Source organism: Acidaminococcus sp. CAG:542 (assembly GCF_000437815.1).
Lineage (GTDB): Bacteria > Bacillota > Negativicutes > Acidaminococcales > Acidaminococcaceae > Acidaminococcus.
Genome location: NZ_FR902112.1, coordinates 1 through 16,623 on the forward strand (window position 1 = coordinate 1; position 16,623 = coordinate 16,623).

17 protein-coding genes, 1 other RNA gene and 1 riboswitch are annotated in these 16,623 nt (G+C 54.3%); of the genes, 2 read left to right on the forward strand and 16 right to left on the reverse strand.

All coding sequences use genetic code 11. The features are described 5' to 3' along the window. Positions 1 to 80: 80 nt before the first annotated feature. From fucO to QVO43_RS09650, 11 genes are all read right to left on the reverse strand, one after another. Positions 81 to 1,226 carry a lactaldehyde reductase gene (fucO, locus tag QVO43_RS09600; RefSeq protein ID WP_022488299.1) on the reverse strand — a complete coding sequence of 382 codons (1,146 nt, stop codon included), beginning with the start codon at positions 1,224 to 1,226 and terminating at the stop codon, positions 81 to 83. Positions 1,227 to 1,355: 129 nt separating this feature from the next. Continuing rightward, positions 1,356 to 1,943: a TetR family transcriptional regulator gene (locus QVO43_RS09605; RefSeq protein ID WP_022488300.1), complete on the reverse strand. Its 588-nt coding sequence runs from the start codon at positions 1,941 to 1,943 to the stop codon at positions 1,356 to 1,358. Positions 1,944 to 2,065: 122 nt separating this feature from the next. Beyond that, a complete protein-coding gene (dapA, locus tag QVO43_RS09610) occupies positions 2,066 to 2,971 on the reverse strand; it encodes a 4-hydroxy-tetrahydrodipicolinate synthase (RefSeq protein WP_022488301.1) in 906 nt (301 codons plus the stop codon). Positions 2,972 to 2,983: 12 nt separating this feature from the next. After that, the gene (gene dapG / locus QVO43_RS09615; protein WP_022488302.1) at positions 2,984 to 4,195 is read right to left on the reverse strand and encodes an aspartate kinase; all 1,212 of its coding nucleotides are present in this window, start codon (positions 4,193 to 4,195) and stop codon (positions 2,984 to 2,986) included. 42 nt (positions 4,196 to 4,237) lie between these two features. Next, entirely contained in the window at positions 4,238 to 5,269 is a 1,032-nt protein-coding gene (locus QVO43_RS09620; protein ID WP_022488303.1) for an aspartate-semialdehyde dehydrogenase, read from the reverse strand. Positions 5,270 to 5,290: 21 nt separating this feature from the next. Then, the gene (dapB, locus tag QVO43_RS09625; RefSeq protein ID WP_022488304.1) at positions 5,291 to 6,064 is read right to left on the reverse strand and encodes a 4-hydroxy-tetrahydrodipicolinate reductase; all 774 of its coding nucleotides are present in this window, start codon (positions 6,062 to 6,064) and stop codon (positions 5,291 to 5,293) included. Between the two features lie 118 nt (positions 6,065 to 6,182). Then, positions 6,183 to 6,344: riboswitch (Lysine riboswitch) on the reverse strand. A 72-nt stretch (positions 6,345 to 6,416) separates the two neighbouring features. Then, entirely contained in the window at positions 6,417 to 6,860 is a 444-nt protein-coding gene (locus QVO43_RS09630; protein WP_022488305.1) for a hypothetical protein, read from the reverse strand. A gap of 9 nt (positions 6,861 to 6,869) precedes the next feature. Beyond that, entirely contained in the window at positions 6,870 to 7,322 is a 453-nt protein-coding gene (locus QVO43_RS09635; protein WP_022488306.1) for a deoxyUTP pyrophosphatase, read from the reverse strand. Beyond that, complete coding sequence (locus tag QVO43_RS09640; protein ID WP_022488307.1) at positions 7,303 to 7,794, reverse strand: hypothetical protein; 492 nt, start codon at positions 7,792 to 7,794, stop codon at positions 7,303 to 7,305. Before QVO43_RS09640 ends, QVO43_RS09635 begins: the two co-directional genes overlap by 20 nt. Before the next feature lie 59 nt (positions 7,795 to 7,853). Further along, on the reverse strand, positions 7,854 to 8,432 hold the full coding sequence (locus tag QVO43_RS09645; protein ID WP_022488308.1) for a thiamine phosphate synthase: 579 nt from the start codon (positions 8,430 to 8,432) through the stop codon (positions 7,854 to 7,856). A gap of 145 nt (positions 8,433 to 8,577) precedes the next feature. Beyond that, a complete protein-coding gene (locus tag QVO43_RS09650) occupies positions 8,578 to 8,952 on the reverse strand; it encodes a desulfoferrodoxin family protein (protein WP_022488309.1) in 375 nt (124 codons plus the stop codon). Between the two features lie 177 nt (positions 8,953 to 9,129). Here QVO43_RS09650 and QVO43_RS09655 point away from each other — a divergent pair, with 177 nt between their 5' ends. Next, a complete protein-coding gene (locus tag QVO43_RS09655) occupies positions 9,130 to 9,411 on the forward strand; it encodes a hypothetical protein (RefSeq protein WP_022488310.1) in 282 nt (93 codons plus the stop codon). A 26-nt stretch (positions 9,412 to 9,437) separates the two neighbouring features. Then, positions 9,438 to 9,786: a transfer-messenger RNA gene (ssrA, locus tag QVO43_RS09660) on the forward strand. A 368-nt stretch (positions 9,787 to 10,154) separates the two neighbouring features. Here ssrA and QVO43_RS09665 read toward each other — a convergent pair. From QVO43_RS09665 to htpX, 5 genes are all read right to left on the reverse strand, one after another. Then, positions 10,155 to 10,409: a hypothetical protein gene (locus QVO43_RS09665; protein WP_022488312.1), complete on the reverse strand. Its 255-nt coding sequence runs from the start codon at positions 10,407 to 10,409 to the stop codon at positions 10,155 to 10,157. A 357-nt stretch (positions 10,410 to 10,766) separates the two neighbouring features. Then, positions 10,767 to 13,175, reverse strand: coding sequence for a ribonucleoside triphosphate reductase (locus tag QVO43_RS09670; protein ID WP_022488313.1), 2,409 nt, complete (start codon positions 13,173 to 13,175; stop codon positions 10,767 to 10,769). A gap of 117 nt (positions 13,176 to 13,292) precedes the next feature. Beyond that, complete coding sequence (locus QVO43_RS09675; protein WP_022488314.1) at positions 13,293 to 14,003, reverse strand: anaerobic ribonucleoside-triphosphate reductase activating protein; 711 nt, start codon at positions 14,001 to 14,003, stop codon at positions 13,293 to 13,295. Between the two features lie 197 nt (positions 14,004 to 14,200). Then, complete coding sequence (locus QVO43_RS09680) at positions 14,201 to 15,442, reverse strand: sodium/glutamate symporter (RefSeq protein ID WP_012938553.1); 1,242 nt, start codon at positions 15,440 to 15,442, stop codon at positions 14,201 to 14,203. 311 nt (positions 15,443 to 15,753) lie between these two features. Further along, positions 15,754 to 16,614, reverse strand: a complete 861-nt coding sequence (htpX, locus tag QVO43_RS09685) for a zinc metalloprotease HtpX (RefSeq protein ID WP_022488315.1) — start codon at positions 16,612 to 16,614, stop codon at positions 15,754 to 15,756. Positions 16,615 to 16,623: the final 9 nt, after the last annotated feature.

Here is a 16,623-nt window from a genome sequence, read left to right on the forward strand (position 1 = left end):
CCCCCTTTCAGGGGGACACAGAAGAGGGGCTGCTGCATGCGCAGCAGCCCCTCTCCTCAGGCTGGAGACTTTCCCTTTCCTTACATCAGTTTCCGGAACATTTCGATGACCTGTTCCTTGGTGGCTTCTCTGGGGTTGCCGGGATAGCAGGCGTCGGCCAGAGCGTCTTTGGCCAGCTGGTCCAGGTCTTCTTCCCGGATCTTTTCGTTCTTTTCCGGGATCCCCACGTCCTGGGACAGCTTCCGGACAGCGGCAATGGCAGCATCCCGGTATTCTTCCTGGGTCATGGAATCCACTCCTTCCACCCCCATGGCTTTGGCGATGGCTTTGTATTTGTCGCCGGTGTATTCCTTATTGAATTCCATGGAAATGGGCAGCAGCATGGCGCAGGCTACTCCGTGGGGAGTATCATAATGGGCGGACAGGGTGTGGGCCATGGAATGGTCGATGCCCAGTCCCACATTGGAAAAGCCCATGCCGGCAATGTACTGGGCCAGGGCCATGCCTTCCCGGCCTTCTTTGGTGTTGGCCACTGCGCCCCGGAGGTTTTCGGCGATCAGCCGGATGGCTTCGATGTGGAACATGTCGGTCATTTCCCAGGCGGCTTTGGTGGTATACCCTTCAATGGCGTGGGTCAGGGCGTCCATGCCGGTGGAAGCGGTGAGGCCTTTGGGCATGCTGGACATCATATCCGGATCCACGAAGGCCACTACAGGCATGTCATGGGGATCCACACAGACGAATTTCCGTTCTTTTTCCACGTCGGTGATCACGTAGTTGATGGTCACTTCCGCAGCGGTACCGGCGGTGGTGGGCACAGCCAGGATGGGCACGGAAGGATTCTTGGTGGGAGCGCAGCCTTCCAGGCTCCAGACGTCAGCAAATTCCGGGTTGGCGATGATGATGCCGATGGCCTTGGAGGTATCCATGGAGGAGCCGCCGCCGATGGCGATGATACAGTCAGCGCCCGAGGCTTTGAAGGCTTCCACCCCGTGCTGGACGTTGGCAATGGTGGGATTGGGTTTGATGTCGGAATAGACGGTGTAGGGAATGTTGGCCGCATCCAGCAGATCGGTGACTTTGGCGGTGACGTTGAACTTCACCAGGTCCGGATCGGAAGCTACGAAAGCTTTGGTGAACCCTCTGTTCTGGAATTCGGTGATGATGTCTTTAATGGCACCGCTGCCGTGATAGGAAGTACCGTTCAAGGAAATTCTGTTTGCCATAAAAAAACTCCCCTTTCTTTTGTTACGGAATCGGAACACAGTCCGTTGTTCTTTGATTCCATTGTAAAAAAGAAAGAGAAGTTCCACAAGTGACACTTTTCCTCATCTGTCACCTTGACTGTTCAGTCATTACCGGAGCAGGTCACAGCGGACGAAAAGGTCCGTAAGAGCAGGCGGCATGGCCTGGAGCATCAGGTCCGCCAGCTGTTCCGGAGCTGCATCCCGGGTTCCCCGTCCCACCCATTTGGCGGTCATGTAGACGGAGGCCTGACAGTACATTTCCAACAGGGCCAGCACTGCCCGCTCCAGGTCTTTCCCGGTCTTTTTCCGGTACAGGTCCTGGTAGAACCCATAGATTTTCCGGAAGTCGTGGTCTTTCAGATTGTTCTGCTGGTCCGACTGGAACGCCGCCCGGAAGAACACCTTTTCCGCCTGGATATAGCGGAATTTCCGGACCAGGCCTTCGTAAATGGTCCTGCCGTAGCCCATTTCCCGGAAGGAATTGGCCAGCAGTTCATCAAAGTACCAGTTCACCAGATCATATTTGTCCAGAAAGTGCCGGTAAAAGGTCTGGCGGGATACCCCGGCCTCCCCGGTGATTTCCTTTACGGTGATGTCTTCCAGGCTCTGCCGGGCCATCAGCCGTTTCACCGCCTCTGCCAGCCGGTATTTGCCCCCGGATTCCCCGGTATGCTGTGATTCCTGTGGTTCTGCCATTGGGTCCGTCCCTCCCTGCTATGGTGTACAGACCCTATTATAGCAAAAAAAGGGGGGTGTGAAAAAATGAAGAATCATTTTTTCACACCCCCTGGTCTCAGGCCGTTGACCCTTGACCTTGTTTACTTCAACAGCCCGCTTTCTTTCCAGGCCCGGGTGACCTTTTCTCTTTCTTCGTCGGTCATGGGGCACAGGGGCAGACGGTAGGGCCCCGGGTTGAAGGGTGTCATCAGTCCTACGGCTTCTTTGATGGGGATGGGGTTGCTCACCAGGAACATGCTCCGGGACTGGAGGACCATGGTCTTGTTCAAGTCCCGGGCCTTCTGGACTTTACCCTGTTCGAAGCTCTGCATCATCTCCTGGATCAGTTCTCCGTTCACATTGCTCAGGACGGAAATCAGCCCTACGGCGCCTACGCTCATAAAAGGCAGGATCAGGGCATCGTCCCCGCTGTAAATGGAGAAATCTTCCGGCACCAGACGGTACAGGTCTTCCACCTGGCTTACATTGCCGGCAGCTTCTTTAATGGCCACAATGTTTTTGCATTCATGGGCCAGACGGGCAACGGTGGCAGGCAAAATATTGCTGCCGGTCCGTCCGGGCACGTTGTAGATCACAATGGGCAGGCTGGTATTGTCTGCAATGGTCTTGAAATGACGGTAGAAACCTTCCTGGGAGGGCTTGTTGTAATAGGGCCCCACCACCAGGACTCCATCGGCGCCCACTTTTTCTGCCAGTTTGTTCATTTCCAGTACATCCGCCGTGTTGTTGGAGCCGGTGCCTACGATCACCTGGCCTTTGCCTTTGGCTCTTACCTTGGCGATGACTTTGGTAAACAGTTCTTCTTTTTCTGCATAGGTCATGGTGGGGGCTTCCCCGCTGGTGCCGCTGACCAGGATGGAATCAGAGCCGTGATCCAACAGCCAGGAGGCGAATTCCGCCGTCCCGTCCGCGTTCAGGGAGCCGTCTTCGTTGAAGAAGGTCACCATTGCTGTAATCAGTCTTCCGAAATAAGGTTTCTTGTTCATGCTAACCACCTTTTATTGTTGGAAAGCAGCGTGCAGGGCATTGACTGCTTCTTTTACCTGGGATTCCCGTACAATGGCGGAAATCAGGTTGTCAGAATCTGTAGTTTGAAGGATCTCGATGCCGGCTTTGGCCAGAGCGTTGATGAACCGGGCCATGATGCCAGGCACACCGCCCATATGGGAGCCCACCACGGTCACTTTGGCGCAGTCTTCCACTTTGGTGTACTTGCAGTTTTCCGCTTTCAGCACTTTTTCCGCATCAGCGGCAGCAGCACTGTACACGGCGAACATCAGGGAATGGGGCTGGAGGCTCATGGTACCGATGCTCACTCCGTTTTTGGCCAGGGTGTCGAACAGTTCAGCCCCGTCATTGGTTTCCAGGTTCACGGAGAAGAAGGCGATGTTGTTCTTGCTGGCCACCCCGCAGGCATGTTTTTCTTCCAGGGAATCGGTTTCTTCCATTTCCTTGGGCTGGTCTTCCTTGCTGATCAGGGTACCAGGGGCTTCGGAGAAGGTGCTCTTTACCACCATGGGGACCCCGTAACGCATAACGATTTCCACCGCCCGGGGATGGATGACCTTGGCGCCCTGGTGGGCCATTTCACGGATTTCATCATAAGAGATCTGTTTGATGATGTGGGCATCCTTTACAATCCGGGGATCGGCGGTCATGACCCCGTCCACGTCGGTGTAGATTTCCACCTTGTCCGCATGGACGGCTACCCCGAAGGCGGCGGCAGAGGTATCGCTGCCCCCACGGCCCAGGGTGGTCACGTTCTTGTGATCGGCGGTTACCCCCTGGAACCCGCAGATTACAGGGATGATCCCCTGTTCCACCAGTTCCAGCAGGTTGTCCGGTTCCACCGTGCGGATTTTGGCATTGCCGTATTCATCATCGGTGATCATACCGGCCTGGCCCCCGGTAAGGGCTTTAGCCTTCAGGCCTTTTTCCTGGAGGGTGGCGGCCATTACCGTGGAGGAGATGATTTCTCCGCAGGCCATCAGAAGATCCAGTTCATGAGGAGCCGGGTTGGGGTTCACACTTTTCAGCATATCGATCATGGTATCCGTAGCAAAGGGATCTCCCCGGCGTCCCATGGCGGACACCACCACAATGGGAGAATATCCCTGGGCAATGGCTTCCTGGACTTTGCCCACCACTTTTTCACGGGTGGCAGGCGTAGCAACGGACGTTCCACCGAATTTTTGTACAATGATTTTCATTTTAAACTCAGGCTCCCCTCGAATATCTCGTTTGGTTTTCTCTTACAGCCAGCCGTTCTTCACCATGGTTTCCGCAATCTGCAGGGTGTTCAGGGCAGCCCCTTTGCGGATCTGGTCCCCTACGCACCAGAAGTTGAAGCTGTTGGCCGCGGATTCATCCCGTCTCAGACGGCCCACATACACATCGTTCTTGCCGGAGGTGTACAGAGGCATGGGATAGATCTGCTGGGAAGGATCGTCCTGGAGCACCACGCCGGGGAAGCCGGCCAGAGCCTTGCGGATGTCTTCCAGTTCCACGTCATGTTCCAGTTCCACGTTGACGGATTCGCTGTGGCTCCGGTATACGGGAACACGGACGGTGGTGGCAGTAATGCGCATTTCCGGATCGGAGAAGATTTTCTTGGTTTCGTTGACCATCTTCATTTCTTCCTTGGTGTACAGGTTGTCCAGGAAGATATCGATCTGGGGCACCAGGTTGAGAGCCAGCGGGAAATGTTTCTTGGCGCTGGCGCTGGGGAAGATCTTGGCGGTCATTTCTTCGCCCCGGGCAGCCTGTTTGATCTGGTTTTCCAGTTCGTCCAGCCCGTCTTTGCCGGCGCCGGAAGCAGCCTGGTAAGTGGAGACGATGATCCGTTTGATCCGGGCCAGATCGTAGATGGGTTTCAGGGCCATGACCATGATGATGGTGGAACAGTTGGGGTTGGCAATGATCCCGTGATGTTTGGTAATGTCCTGAGGGTTCACTTCAGGGACGATCAGAGGCACATCCGGATCCATCCGGTAGGTGCTGGAGTTGTCGATCACCACGGCACCGGCCTTTACGGCAATGGGAGCAAAGGTCTTGGAGATGCTGCCGCCGGCGAACAGGGCCACATCCACCCCATTAAAGGAGTCGGCTTTGGCTTCTTCCACTTTATATGTCTTGCCCCGGACGGTGAGTTCCTTGCCGGCGCTGCGGGCAGAAGCCAGCAGTTTCAGGTTTTTGAAGGGGAAGTCCCGTTCGTTCAGCAGATTGATGAATTCCTGTCCAACGGCGCCCGTAGCACCCAGAATTGCCAAGTTGTATTCTTTCATGATTTTCGTCTCCTCTTATCCTTAATCCAGAATCTGATCCAGTCCGTACACCAGGCCCTTGCGGTTTACCATGGTCCGGCAGCCCAGCATCACACCGGGCATGTAGCATTCCCGGCTCACCGGGTCGTTGCGCACCGTAAGGGTTTCGCCCATGCTGCCGAAGATGATTTCCTGGCTGGCCACGAACCCGGGCAGCCGTACGCTGTGGATCCGCATCCCTTCATATTCGCTGCCTCTGGCATGGGGCAGTTTCTCCACTTCATCGGGATTCCCCTGCTGGACAAAGCCGCCCCGGACTTCCGCCAGTTTCTGGGCGGTAAGGATGGCCGTGCCGCTGGGAGCGTCCAGCTTTTTGTCATGATGCATTTCGATGATCTCCACCTGGGGGAAGTATTTGGCCACTTCTGCGGCGATTTTCATCATCAGCACCGCCCCCATGGCAAAGTTGGGACAAACCAGGATGCCCACGTTGTTCTTTTCCGCCAGGCCCTTCAGTTCACCCAGGTTTTCCTGGGTGAAGCCGGTGGTGCCTACTACGGCGTTGACCCCGGCGTTCAGGATGATCCGCAGGTTCCCCATGACCACATCCGGCCGGGTGAAGTCCACCACCACATCGGGCTTATGGGCTTCCAGGGCCTGTACCAGGTCCGTATCCACCGGGCAGCCTTCCACGGTTTTGTCCTTGCCGAACACGTCCACGGCGCCCACCAGTTCCATATCCTTCTGCTGCAGGACCGTTTGTACCACTGTATGCCCCATTCTGCCCAGGGCACCGTTTACCATCACTTTGATCATTCTGTGCATCTCTCCTTTGTTGATCCTTTGGGAGACAAAAAAGCAGGTCATCGAGGCGAGCCCAATGACCTGCAAGAAAAGAAGCCGCTCCTGCCGTGGCAGGGGACTTGGTTCCGTTCCCATTGATAGCTCTCCACCCAAAGGCGACAGTCTGCAGATTGTTCACCTGCATCCCAGCATAAGCGCGCACCCGCAGCTTTGCTTCGGCGGTTCCCCTTTCATTCCCCTCAACGGTGTCCCTCAGAGAATTACTGATGTTTTCCGCGCCTCTATCTTTTGTTTAGTTATGGTAACAGTATAGGAGTTTATCTTCAACTTGTCAACCTTTATTCACTACCGAAGACAACTTTTTTCAGTCCCGGAGCCCTTTCCGCAGTTCCGCCTGGGTCCGGCTGAAGAAATTTGTTAAATCTTTTACAAACTGCTGGGAATATACCGTGCTGTCAATGGTGCTCCGTTTGGCAAAGATGGCTTTCTGCTGGGCCAGGTTCTGGCCTTCGTAGCCCCGGAGAGCTTCCACCAGCCCATCATAGGTGGCTCCGTAGCTGTAATCCGGAGTGGCTTCCATCTGTTTGCCCAGGGCCAGGTAGAATTCATTCCATTCTTCTTTGGAAAGGTCCTTTTTCAGGGCCGTCAGGCAGCCCCGGATCAGGTGAGCCTTCAAATAAATATATTCCCGGAGGGCCGTTTCCCGCTGTTCCGGGAACAGTTTGAACCATTCATACAGCTGGTAGCCGCCCCAGTCTCCCATGGTGTCCACCAGGCCGATCATTTTCTTCCATTTATTGTCCGTCATGGTCATCCCTCATTTCGTGGTGCTGCCGAAGCCGCCGCTCCGCTCCTGTTTGGGAGCCCTGGCGTCATCATCGGCCAGCAGATACGTATAGAAAATCCCCTGGGCCACCCGTTCCCCTTTTTCCAGGGTCACGTCCTGGCTGCTGTCATTGGCCAGGGCCAGCAGCAAATGGCCTTCGTTGTCTGGATTGTTGTAGTAATCCGCATCCACAATGCCTTCGTTGTTCACCAGGCGCAGGTGGCGTTTCACCGCCATGCTGGACCGGATGTGGATGCCCAGGTATTCGTTGTCCTGCATGTAGGCCTTTACTCCGGTGGGGACCATTTTCTGGCTGTGGGCCGGAATGGTCACGGTTTCCGGCAGATAAATGTCGTACCCGGCACTCCGGGCGGTCTGCCGGCTGGGCAGGGGGAAATCCACCTCTTTATAGGAAGAGATTTTTTCAAATCCGCGGATTTTCATGTTTCACAGGCTCCTTTTTGTTCTCCAGATTCCAGGCCTGGATCTCTTTTTCCAGGGCGGCCACAAAGGTCCGCTGAGGAATGGGGAGAAATTCTTCTTTGATCTTTTTCTTTTCCAGGCTCTTCCCTTTCCGGGTCAGCACCTGGATCTGGTTGATCCGGTAGGTGTGGTCAGCTTGGTTGATTTCCACATCCATAATGCATTCTTTGGCCGAATCATCCTCTTTCAGATCCTTGGCATACAGGTGATCCAGCAGCCGGATGAACGAGGGATTCTTCAGCACTGCCCGGGCTGTGGCCTGGGTCAGGGACGGGGTCCTGGATTCCTGGCGGAACGAGGCAAGGTCCGTATAGTAGGCTCCGGAAGTATTTTCTCCCAGAAGGCTCCAATCAGTGGGTTTGGCCGCCAGGGCATCCCCGCTGCCCCAAAGGACAAAGCAGGAAAACGCCAGGGCCAGCAGTTGTTTTTTCATAGGCCCACTCCTTCACAGTTGGTTTTATTCCTTCATATTATAGGATACCAGGTTGCAAGTCAAGGGGTTGGACTGGCAACAGTTCCCCACCACCCCATCATCACCGCCCCGGCGGCTCCGGCTTCTTTCAGTTCCGGGACCTTTTCCGGGGTGATGCCTCCCAGGGCGTAGACGGGGATGGGGCTTTGGGCGCACACCTGCCGGAGCTGTTCAAGGCCCCGGGGCGCCAGACCCGGCTTGCACCGGGTGGGATAAATATGGCTGAAGGTGCAGCAGTCCGCCCCCAGCCAGGCTGCCTCCAGCACCTCTTCCAGACTGTGGCAGGAGGCCCCCACTTGCCCTGGGAATTTCTGCCGCCACCTGTGAGGCAAGGCCCGGAGCACCGGCATGGGCAGCTGGATTCCCTCCGGCTCCAGTTCCAGCGCCGCTTCCACAAAAGTATGGAACCAGCAGGGAACCCCCGCCCGGCGGCATTTTTCCAGCACCTGCCGGCCCAGGGAAACATATTCCTCCAAAGAAAGGTCCTTTTCCCGCAAAATCACTCCCGCCGGACGAAGGGTCAGGATCCGGTCCAGCTGGTCCAGAAAGGGCATGGAGTACAAATGCCGGTTGGTGATGCAGAAAAGGGGAAACGACATGGGAAAGGCCTCCTTGACAGGGATTTTATGTTGATTATAGCATAAAAAAGGGCCTGCCGGATGTTCGGCAGGTCCTTTTTATCCATTCAAAGCCAGCTGTGCTGGCATCCAACGGCCATTGACTATTAACCGTTAACAACCAAATTCACTTTTTCCACAGCCCATGGAGGTTGCAGTAAGCGTAAGCGGATTCCACTTCATCCCCATCCACCAGGGCGAACACGGCCTTGGGAGCATCCCCCGGCTTCAGTTCTTTTCTCTGGTTCCCCTGTTTGGTGTGCAGGGAGATCCATTCAATGTAATGTTCCGGCTGCATGGGATGGAGCACGGAACCAACGGTCACCGTTACGATATTGCCGGAAACTTCCACTACCGGCACATGTTTTTCCTGAGCGGCGTCCGTGGTATTGGGCACCAGTTCATCCATCTTCTGGCCGCAGCACATTACCGGCACGCCGGTTTCTTTCACAACAGCGATGATCTTCCCACAATGAGCGCATTTGTAGAATTTCTGTTCCATAAAAAATTCCTCCTCACAAGCAAATGGTATGGTTGTCAGCCTTCGTCGACAATCTTTTCTGACAAGTCCATGATACCATAAAAACAGGAGGAAAGAAAGGGGATAATGTGATATAATAGTAAATAAATAATAATTCTTTGCTTAAAATATTATCTGCTATTTGAAAGGAGGCCCCTTATGGGATTTTTCACCAAAAAGATCACTGTTTATAAGGAAAAAGGCTGCAAAGCCCACTGGCAAACTGCCAAAGAAGCCCTGAAAAACGCCGGCATTTCCTTTTCCTCCACCTCCCTTCCCAGCGAAGCCCCCGCCTGCGGCTGCGGTGCCAAGCTGGATATCCGGGATTTTGGCCCTAAAGGAAAAATCGACCGGGATATGTACTACATCGATGTGGAAGAAAAAGATGTGGACCGGGCCCGGGAAATCCTGGCCTCCCTTGACGGAGCCACATGGGCATGATAAAATACAATGTACACACTATACCTGGGGATGTACCGGTTTCGACGGGGGTAGATGGTGTGCGATAAGCGAGCTGGGATTCCGCCAACCCCATTAAACGGTGGAAACGCGTTATAAACGCAGACGATTCTTACGCTTTAGCAGCTTAAATTGCTAACGTCTTTCCTCTTCATTCCTGCTGAAGAAGAATAGACGACACTTGCAGGATACCTGCCATCCAATTCTCGGAGGATGACAGGGAAACCCATCGAGATAGCAGGTCGACTGGCCCGTCTGCAGGCAAGCCGGCTGCGAAACAAAATATGCAGTCTGCGCTCGGAGAAGTTCGCATGGCAATGCTTTCGGACAGGGGTTCGACTCCCCTCATCTCCACCAATGCTTATTACGGGAACGGGTTAGCGTCACATACTGTTAAAAACCTTGTAAACATGCGGGTTTTGGGGTTTTTAAACCAGTTTGGACGTTTCACACCGTTCCTTTTTTCATGCCTGTTTTGCCAACTTTTTGCCAACTTTTCAAAAATCAGCAGAGCAAAATTTGCGCACTTTTTCAAAGTCTGGAAAGCCGCGTTCCACACCGGCTGCCAGAGCCAGGGCCATAGTTTTCATATTCTTCATCTTGCATCTCTCCTTTTTGTGCATAAAAATAGGGCAGCCGGTTTCCCGGTGCCCTTGTATAACACTATGAAATTCAGGCAGAAGAAAAGCCCGCTGCCGGAGCAGGGGGATTTTCTTCGATAAAAATCAGTTTGGATTTGCCCATTTTTTTGCTTCGTCAAAAGCTTTTTTTAACGTACCATTTTCATCATCTTCAACAATTTCAAACTTACCAGATACCTCACTATCCAGCAAACGAGGTTCGTTAATCAAATAAACATAGTCTTCTCCCGAATCATCTATGATTTTTATCCAAGGAACCTTGACCCCAACAACTGCATAAATTTTATTACTTGTAAACGCATCTACCCCTTGATTGGGGCCAATATACCTAACTTTCATCTTATTTTCTCCTCTCAACAGGCCATCCTTTTACTTTAAAGTCAATACTTTTTATCGTTTTTACATTAGCCAGGCATTGCCGTTTTTCTCAACCTGGCATGATGCGTTTGGCCACATACCGGCTTTTCTCCTGTATGGCGTTCTGGAGGGCTCTCTGGGCGGTTTTTTCTCTGCCGCCGCTCCATCATTCGTCCGTGCATACGGGATGACCGGGCGGGATTGCTTCGCAGCCCTTGGTCATCCCCCTACGGATTTCTACCGGCCAATCGGTTAGGCTCCGCAGGGCCGGTCGCAGCGGTTCGGTCTCGAGTCTCGAGACAAAAAAGGGATGTTGCCCGTGCAACATCCCTTTTTCTTTTACATCCCCTGCTTCTTGATGAAGGCCCGGATGGGTCCGAACCCTTCGATTTTGTTCAGGGTGTCTCCCTGGGTTACCAGCAGGGTGGGTGCGCTCTGCACCTGGTATTTTTCCGCCAGTTCCGGATGTTCTTCGGCGAAGATCTCTGTAAAGGCGGCTCCGTGTTTTTCCAGTTCTTTCACAGCCATTTTGCAGTTGGGGCAGGTGTGGGTCCCGAACAGGATCCAGCCTTTGTCCCTGCCGGCGCTGACCACCTGTTTGGCTTCAGTGGGAGCCGGTTTCACCGCCGGTTTGCGGAACTGGGGCCGCTGGCCTTTGGCTTCTTCTTTGTTCAGATGGGATTGGCCCAGGTCATAGACTTTCCGGTCCTTGAATTCCTGGATCTTCCCGTCGTTCCAGTTCTGCACCGGCCGATAATATCCGGTGATCCGGCTGTAGACTTCGGTCTTCTTGCCGCAGTAGGGGCAGGTGTACTGTTCCCCGTTCAGATACCCGTGTTCCCGGCAGATGCTGTAGGTGGGAGACAAGGTAAAATAGGGCAGCTTGTAGTTGTTGGCAATCTTCCGCACCAGACCGGCGGCAGAGTTCCAATCCGGCAGTTTTTCGCCCAGGAAGGCATGGAATACGGTACCGGAGGTGTACAGGGTCTGGAGATCATCTTCCATATCCAGGGCGGTGAACAGGTCTTCCGTATACCCCACCGGCAGATGGGAGGAGTTGGTGTAATACGGGGTTCCGTGTTCGTTGGCGGTGATGATGTCCGGATACTGTTCCTTGTCGTGCTTGGCCAGCCGGTAGGTGGTGGATTCCGCCGGAGTGGCTTCCAGGTTGTACAGGTCTCCGTACTGTTCCTGGTAATCCTTCAGCCGTTCCCGCATATGGGTCAGCACTTCCTTGGTGAATTCCAGGGTTTCCGGATGGGTCAGGTCCTTCCGGAGCCAGTTGGCGTTGAGCCCCACTTCGTTCATGCCAATGAGCCCGATGGTACTGAAGTGGTTCTTGAAGGTGCCCAGGTACCGTTTGGTGTAGGGATAGAGCCCGGCATCCAGCAGCTTGGTGATTACGGTCCGTTTGGTCTTCAGGCTCCGGGCGGCAATGTCCATCATATGGTCCAGTCGGCGGTAAAAATCATCTTTGTCCTTGGCCAGGTAGGCAATCCGGGGCATGTTGATGGTGACCACCCCTACGGACCCGGTGGATTCCCCGGACCCGAAGAAGCCCCCGGATTTCTTCCGCAGCTCCCGGAGATCCAGCCGCAGCCGGCAGCACATGCTCCGGACATCGCTGGGTTTCATGTCGGAATTGATGTAGTTGGAGAAGTAAGGAGTGCCATATTTGGCGGTCATTTCAAAGAGCAGCCGGTTGTTTTCCGTATCGCTCCAGTCGAAATCCTTGGTAATGGAATAGGTGGGAATGGGATACTGGAAGCCTCTCCCGTTGGCGTCCCCTTCGATCATGTTTTCGATGAAGGCCTTGTTCACCATATCCATTTCCTTCTTGCAGTCCCCATAGGTGAAGTCCTGTTCCTTACCCCCCACAATGGCAGGCACGTCTTTCAGGTCGTCGGGGACGGTCCAGTCCAGGGTGATGTTGGAAAACGGTGCCTGGGTACCCCACCGGCTGGGAGTGTTCACCCCGTAGATGAAGGACTGGACGCACTGCTTCACTTCCTTATAGCTCAGGTTGTCCTTTTTCACAAAAGGCGCCAGATAGGTATCAAAAGAAGAGAAAGCCTGGGCTCCGGCCCATTCGTTCTGCATGATGCCCAGGAAGTTCACCATCTGGTTGCACAGGGTGGACAGGTGGCTCGCGGGAGAAGAAGTGATCTTCCCGGGGATGCCACCCAGTCCTTCCTGGATCAGCTGTTTCAGGCTCCAGCCGGCGCAGTAGCCGGTGAGCATGCTCAGATCGTGGATATGCATGGCAGCGCTTTTGTGGGCGTCAGCCACTTCCTTGTCGTAGATTTCATTCAGCCAGTAGTTAGCGGTAATGGCTCCGCTGTTGGACAGGATCAGGCCCCCTACGGAATAGGTGACCGTGGAATTTTCCTTTACCCGCCAGTCGTTGACATGGAGGTAGTTGTCCACCAGTTCCTTGTAGTTCAGCAGGGAGGAATTCACGTTCCGGATCTGCTCCCGCTGTTTCCGGTACAGGATATAGGCCTTTGCCACATCGGCATAGCCGGAATCGGACAGTACCTTTTCCACACTGTCCTGGATGCTTTCCACGCTGATCAGATTGTCCTTAATCTTGGGATCGAAGTCGGCAGTGACTTGCAGAGCCAGCATGTTGATGATGCTGGGATGGTAGTTTTTGTGAAGTGCTTCGAATGCTTTGGTAATGGCACTGCTGATCTTGGTCACGTCAAAATCAACGATCTGGCCATCGCGTTTTACCACTGAATACATGGCTCCATTCCCTCTTTCTCTTGATTGCTCTTCCAAAATGCTCTTTCATTGTAGCCCGTATTGGAACGCTTGTCAATATATGGTGGTAATATACAACGTTGTATACTAGATGTTGTGTCATACGCCCCGCAGTCCAACCTTGTCCGCCAGGGGCTCCAGCAAGGCTGCATACCGTTCCAGGGATTTTTTATCCGGAGCAGTGAAGCCGGCAAAGGGGACGGTGTCCCGGTCCTTGAAAGCCTGGAGATAAAAAGCCGGGATCTTTTTCCCTTTTTTGGCAAGGAGCGGCTCCAGGTAATCCCGGATTTTTTCAAACGAACGTTCGGTGTGGAGCTGTTCCACAACGGTTGTACGAAGCTCGAAGGGGACGGATCCGGAAAGGAGCTTATCCAGGCTCCCGGTCACCTGTTCCAGAGGGGATACCTCCCGGCCCACAGTAAGGGCGTAGTCTTCCGGAGCGTTTTTCCAGTCCATGGCCACGTAATCCACCAGGTGCCGGTTCAGGATCTCTCCCAGAAGGTCCGGATAACACCCGTTGGTATCCAGCTTCACCAAAAGATCTTTTTCCTTCAGCCGTGCCAGGAAGGCTGCCAGATCAGGCTGGAGACAGGGCTCTCCTCCGCTGACCACCACACCGTCCAGGATGCCCTTCCGGGCGTCCAGATAGGCCATCACTTCCTCCATATCCTGGGAGGGCATTTCGCCTTCCAGGAGCTCGCTGTTGTGGCAGTAGGGACACCGGAGATTGCATCCCCCGGTAAACAGGGTGCAGGCCACTTTCCCCGGGTAATCCACCAGGGATACTTTCTGCCAGCCGGCAATGTGCATGTTTCTCCCTCCCCTCCTGACAAATCGGTATCATTATATCACGGCTGAAAAAATATAAAAGACTTGACAAAAACGTGTGTTCATGGAACGCAAGGCGGGATGCGGGTTTGGGAAATTTTCTCAGATATGCGAAAAGAGGACCCTCTGGAGCAGGATCCTCTTTGTGTGATTGGATATTCTGTTGACTATCCTTGCGCTTACAGCCCCATGGCCATTTGCATGGTATGTGCAATGTCCAGGAACTTACTGATGATGATGGCGTTGGTGATGTTGCTCAGGAACCCACCGATAACCGGTACCACGAAGAAGGCCAGTTTGGAGTAACGGTACTTCTTGCACACGGCCGTCATGGTTACCATGGATACGGGCACGGCACCCAGGCCGAACCCGGTATGACCAACGGCGATGACTGCTGCATCGTAGTTCTTGCCCATTCCGAAGAAATCCACGAAATAGGAGTAGAAGATGATGAAAATGGCCTGGGCCATGCAGAGGATGAACAGCTGGAGGCCCATGCCGGCCAGGGTCCACAGTTTCATGGAAATGATGGACATGGACACGAACAGACCCAGGGAGAAGTCCCCAACGGTATCGATGCCTTCATACAGGGCCGTATGATCTGCGCCCTTCTTGGCGTCAAAGAACAGACGGATCAGGATGCCGGCAAACATGCAGCATACGTGGATCGGGAAGGAGATGTGCAGGGCTTTCAGCACGGTGAACACGGCACCGCCAACCCCCAGGGCGAAGCACATCAGGTACATGGCCTGGACCACATCCCCTTTGTGCATCAGGTTGCCCATGGTGGACTTCCCGGATTCTTCTTCCATTTCACCCTTCCCATCCAGAGCAGGATCTTCCAGGTGATGTCTCCGGACGATGAACCGGCCAAAAGGCCCGCCGATGATGGCGCCGGAGATCAGACCAAAGGTGGCTGCAGCGATGGCGGCTTCCATGGCATTGCTCTGGCCGAACTGTACGGCGATGGGAGCAAAGGCTGCGGCGTTGCCGTGGCCCCCGGTCATGGGAATGGAACCGGTCATCATGGACAGCAGAGGCGGAACCTTCAGTACAGAGCCCAGGCCCAGGGCGATACCGTTCTGAAGAGCGGCCAGGACGGCAGCGGAAATGCAGAACAGCACCACGTATTTGCCGCCGGTTTTCAGCAGGCTCAGGCTGGCTGCCGCACCGCTGGCGGCAAAGAAGATGCAGTAGAACAGGCTGTTGGCTACCTTGTAGTCAAATTGCAGTTCGCAGATGCCCGCGTTGTAAAGCAATAAACTGATAATGGCAAAAATCGTACCGCCGACAACTGCACCAGGCAGGCAGTACTTCTTCAGGAACGGGAATTTGGCTCTCAGCCAGTCACCGAACCAGATGGAAAGTACACCCAATGCCAATGTGTGGAACATGGATAATTTAATAATCATCCTCTCCATTTTTGAAACCCCCTCTAAATAAAAAATAATGAAACCATGCAGCGCGTCAGCCGGCTCCAGCCCGGCTGACCTTCGTTACTGGAATATTGTAGCACAATAAAGTCACAAATTCAAGGGAATAGTCTGAATATTGATAACTATAACCGTTATCTTATTTGTTACACAATGAAGATTGTGCCTATACAGAATACATTGCCCTGCAGGATGGTATAAATAAGGCATCCTGTATGGCAGATCGTGGACATTGTAACGATTCATAAAAAAAGGGGGGTGTTGCACAGGACGTGCAACACCCCCCCCTTTTTTCCCCCTTACACCACCGGGTCGATCATGCCCCGGCTGCGCATTTCCTGGGCCTCCTGGCGCAGGCGTTCGATCCGCTTTTCGGTAGGCGGATGGGTACTGAAAATGGCCTGGGCATCTTTGGCAGAGAACGGAGAAATGATGAACATATGGGCCGTGGCTTCCGTGGCCCGGGGCATGGTCCGGGTACGGGCATACCCTTCGATCTTTTCCAGGGCGTCTGCCAGGGCATCCGGGTCCCCGCTGAGCTGGCCCCCGGTGAAATCGGCCATGTATTCCCGGGTACGGGAAATGGCCAGCTGGATCACCGCCGCGGCCAAAGGCGTCAGCACCAGCATCAGGATCCCGGCCAACGGATTGTTCCGCCGGTCATCCCGGTCCCCGCCGAACCAGAAGGCGAACCGGGCCATGACGGAAATGATCCCGGCCATGCCGGCGGCAATGGTGCTGATCAGGATATCGTTGTGCTTCACATGGCTCATTTCGTGGCCCAGCACCCCGGCCACTTCCCGGGGCGTGAGCATCTCCATGAGGCCTGTGGTGACACAGACCGCCGCATGTTCCGGATTCCGTCCGGTGGCAAAGGCATTGGGCAGCGCCGTATCCACCACATACACCCGGGGCATGGGCAGCTGGGCCCGGCGGGCCAGGCTTTCCACAATGCCGTACAGCTGGGGAGCGCTTTGAGCGTCCACCGGCTGGGCCCCGTACTGGGCAATGACCAGTTTGTCACTGTACCAGTACAGCAGCACATTGGAAATCAAAGAAAAGGCCAGCATCACGGTCATGCCGCTGCTGCCGCCGATATAGTCGCCGATCAGCAGCAGGAGACCGGTCATCAGGCCCATTAAGAGTGTGGTTTTCATCATGGTTTTTCA

Bases quoted from the DNA above. Each gene is read 5' to 3' on its own strand.
- fucO (WP_022488299.1), bottom strand. From the start codon at position 1,226: ATGGCAAACAGAATTTCCTTGAACGGTACTTCCTATCACGGCAGCGGT.
- QVO43_RS09605 (WP_022488300.1), bottom strand. From the start codon at position 1,943: ATGGCAGAACCACAGGAATCACAGCATACCGGGGAATCCGGGGGCAAA.
- dapA (WP_022488301.1), bottom strand. From the start codon at position 2,971: ATGAACAAGAAACCTTATTTCGGAAGACTGATTACAGCAATGGTGACC.
- dapG (WP_022488302.1), bottom strand. From the start codon at position 4,195: ATGAAAATCATTGTACAAAAATTCGGTGGAACGTCCGTTGCTACGCCT.
- QVO43_RS09620 (WP_022488303.1), bottom strand. From the start codon at position 5,269: ATGAAAGAATACAACTTGGCAATTCTGGGTGCTACGGGCGCCGTTGGA.
- dapB (WP_022488304.1), bottom strand. From the start codon at position 6,064: ATGATCAAAGTGATGGTAAACGGTGCCCTGGGCAGAATGGGGCATACA.
- QVO43_RS09630 (WP_022488305.1), bottom strand. From the start codon at position 6,860: ATGACGGACAATAAATGGAAGAAAATGATCGGCCTGGTGGACACCATG.
- QVO43_RS09635 (WP_022488306.1), bottom strand. From the start codon at position 7,322: ATGAAAATCCGCGGATTTGAAAAAATCTCTTCCTATAAAGAGGTGGAT.
- QVO43_RS09640 (WP_022488307.1), bottom strand. From the start codon at position 7,794: ATGAAAAAACAACTGCTGGCCCTGGCGTTTTCCTGCTTTGTCCTTTGG.
- QVO43_RS09645 (WP_022488308.1), bottom strand. From the start codon at position 8,432: ATGTCGTTTCCCCTTTTCTGCATCACCAACCGGCATTTGTACTCCATG.
- QVO43_RS09650 (WP_022488309.1), bottom strand. From the start codon at position 8,952: ATGGAACAGAAATTCTACAAATGCGCTCATTGTGGGAAGATCATCGCT.
- QVO43_RS09655 (WP_022488310.1), top strand. From the start codon at position 9,130: ATGGGATTTTTCACCAAAAAGATCACTGTTTATAAGGAAAAAGGCTGC.
- QVO43_RS09665 (WP_022488312.1), bottom strand. From the start codon at position 10,409: ATGAAAGTTAGGTATATTGGCCCCAATCAAGGGGTAGATGCGTTTACA.
- QVO43_RS09670 (WP_022488313.1), bottom strand. From the start codon at position 13,175: ATGTATTCAGTGGTAAAACGCGATGGCCAGATCGTTGATTTTGACGTG.
- QVO43_RS09675 (WP_022488314.1), bottom strand. From the start codon at position 14,003: ATGCACATTGCCGGCTGGCAGAAAGTATCCCTGGTGGATTACCCGGGG.
- QVO43_RS09680 (WP_012938553.1), bottom strand. From the start codon at position 15,442: ATGGAGAGGATGATTATTAAATTATCCATGTTCCACACATTGGCATTG.
- htpX (WP_022488315.1), bottom strand. From the start codon at position 16,614: ATGATGAAAACCACACTCTTAATGGGCCTGATGACCGGTCTCCTGCTG.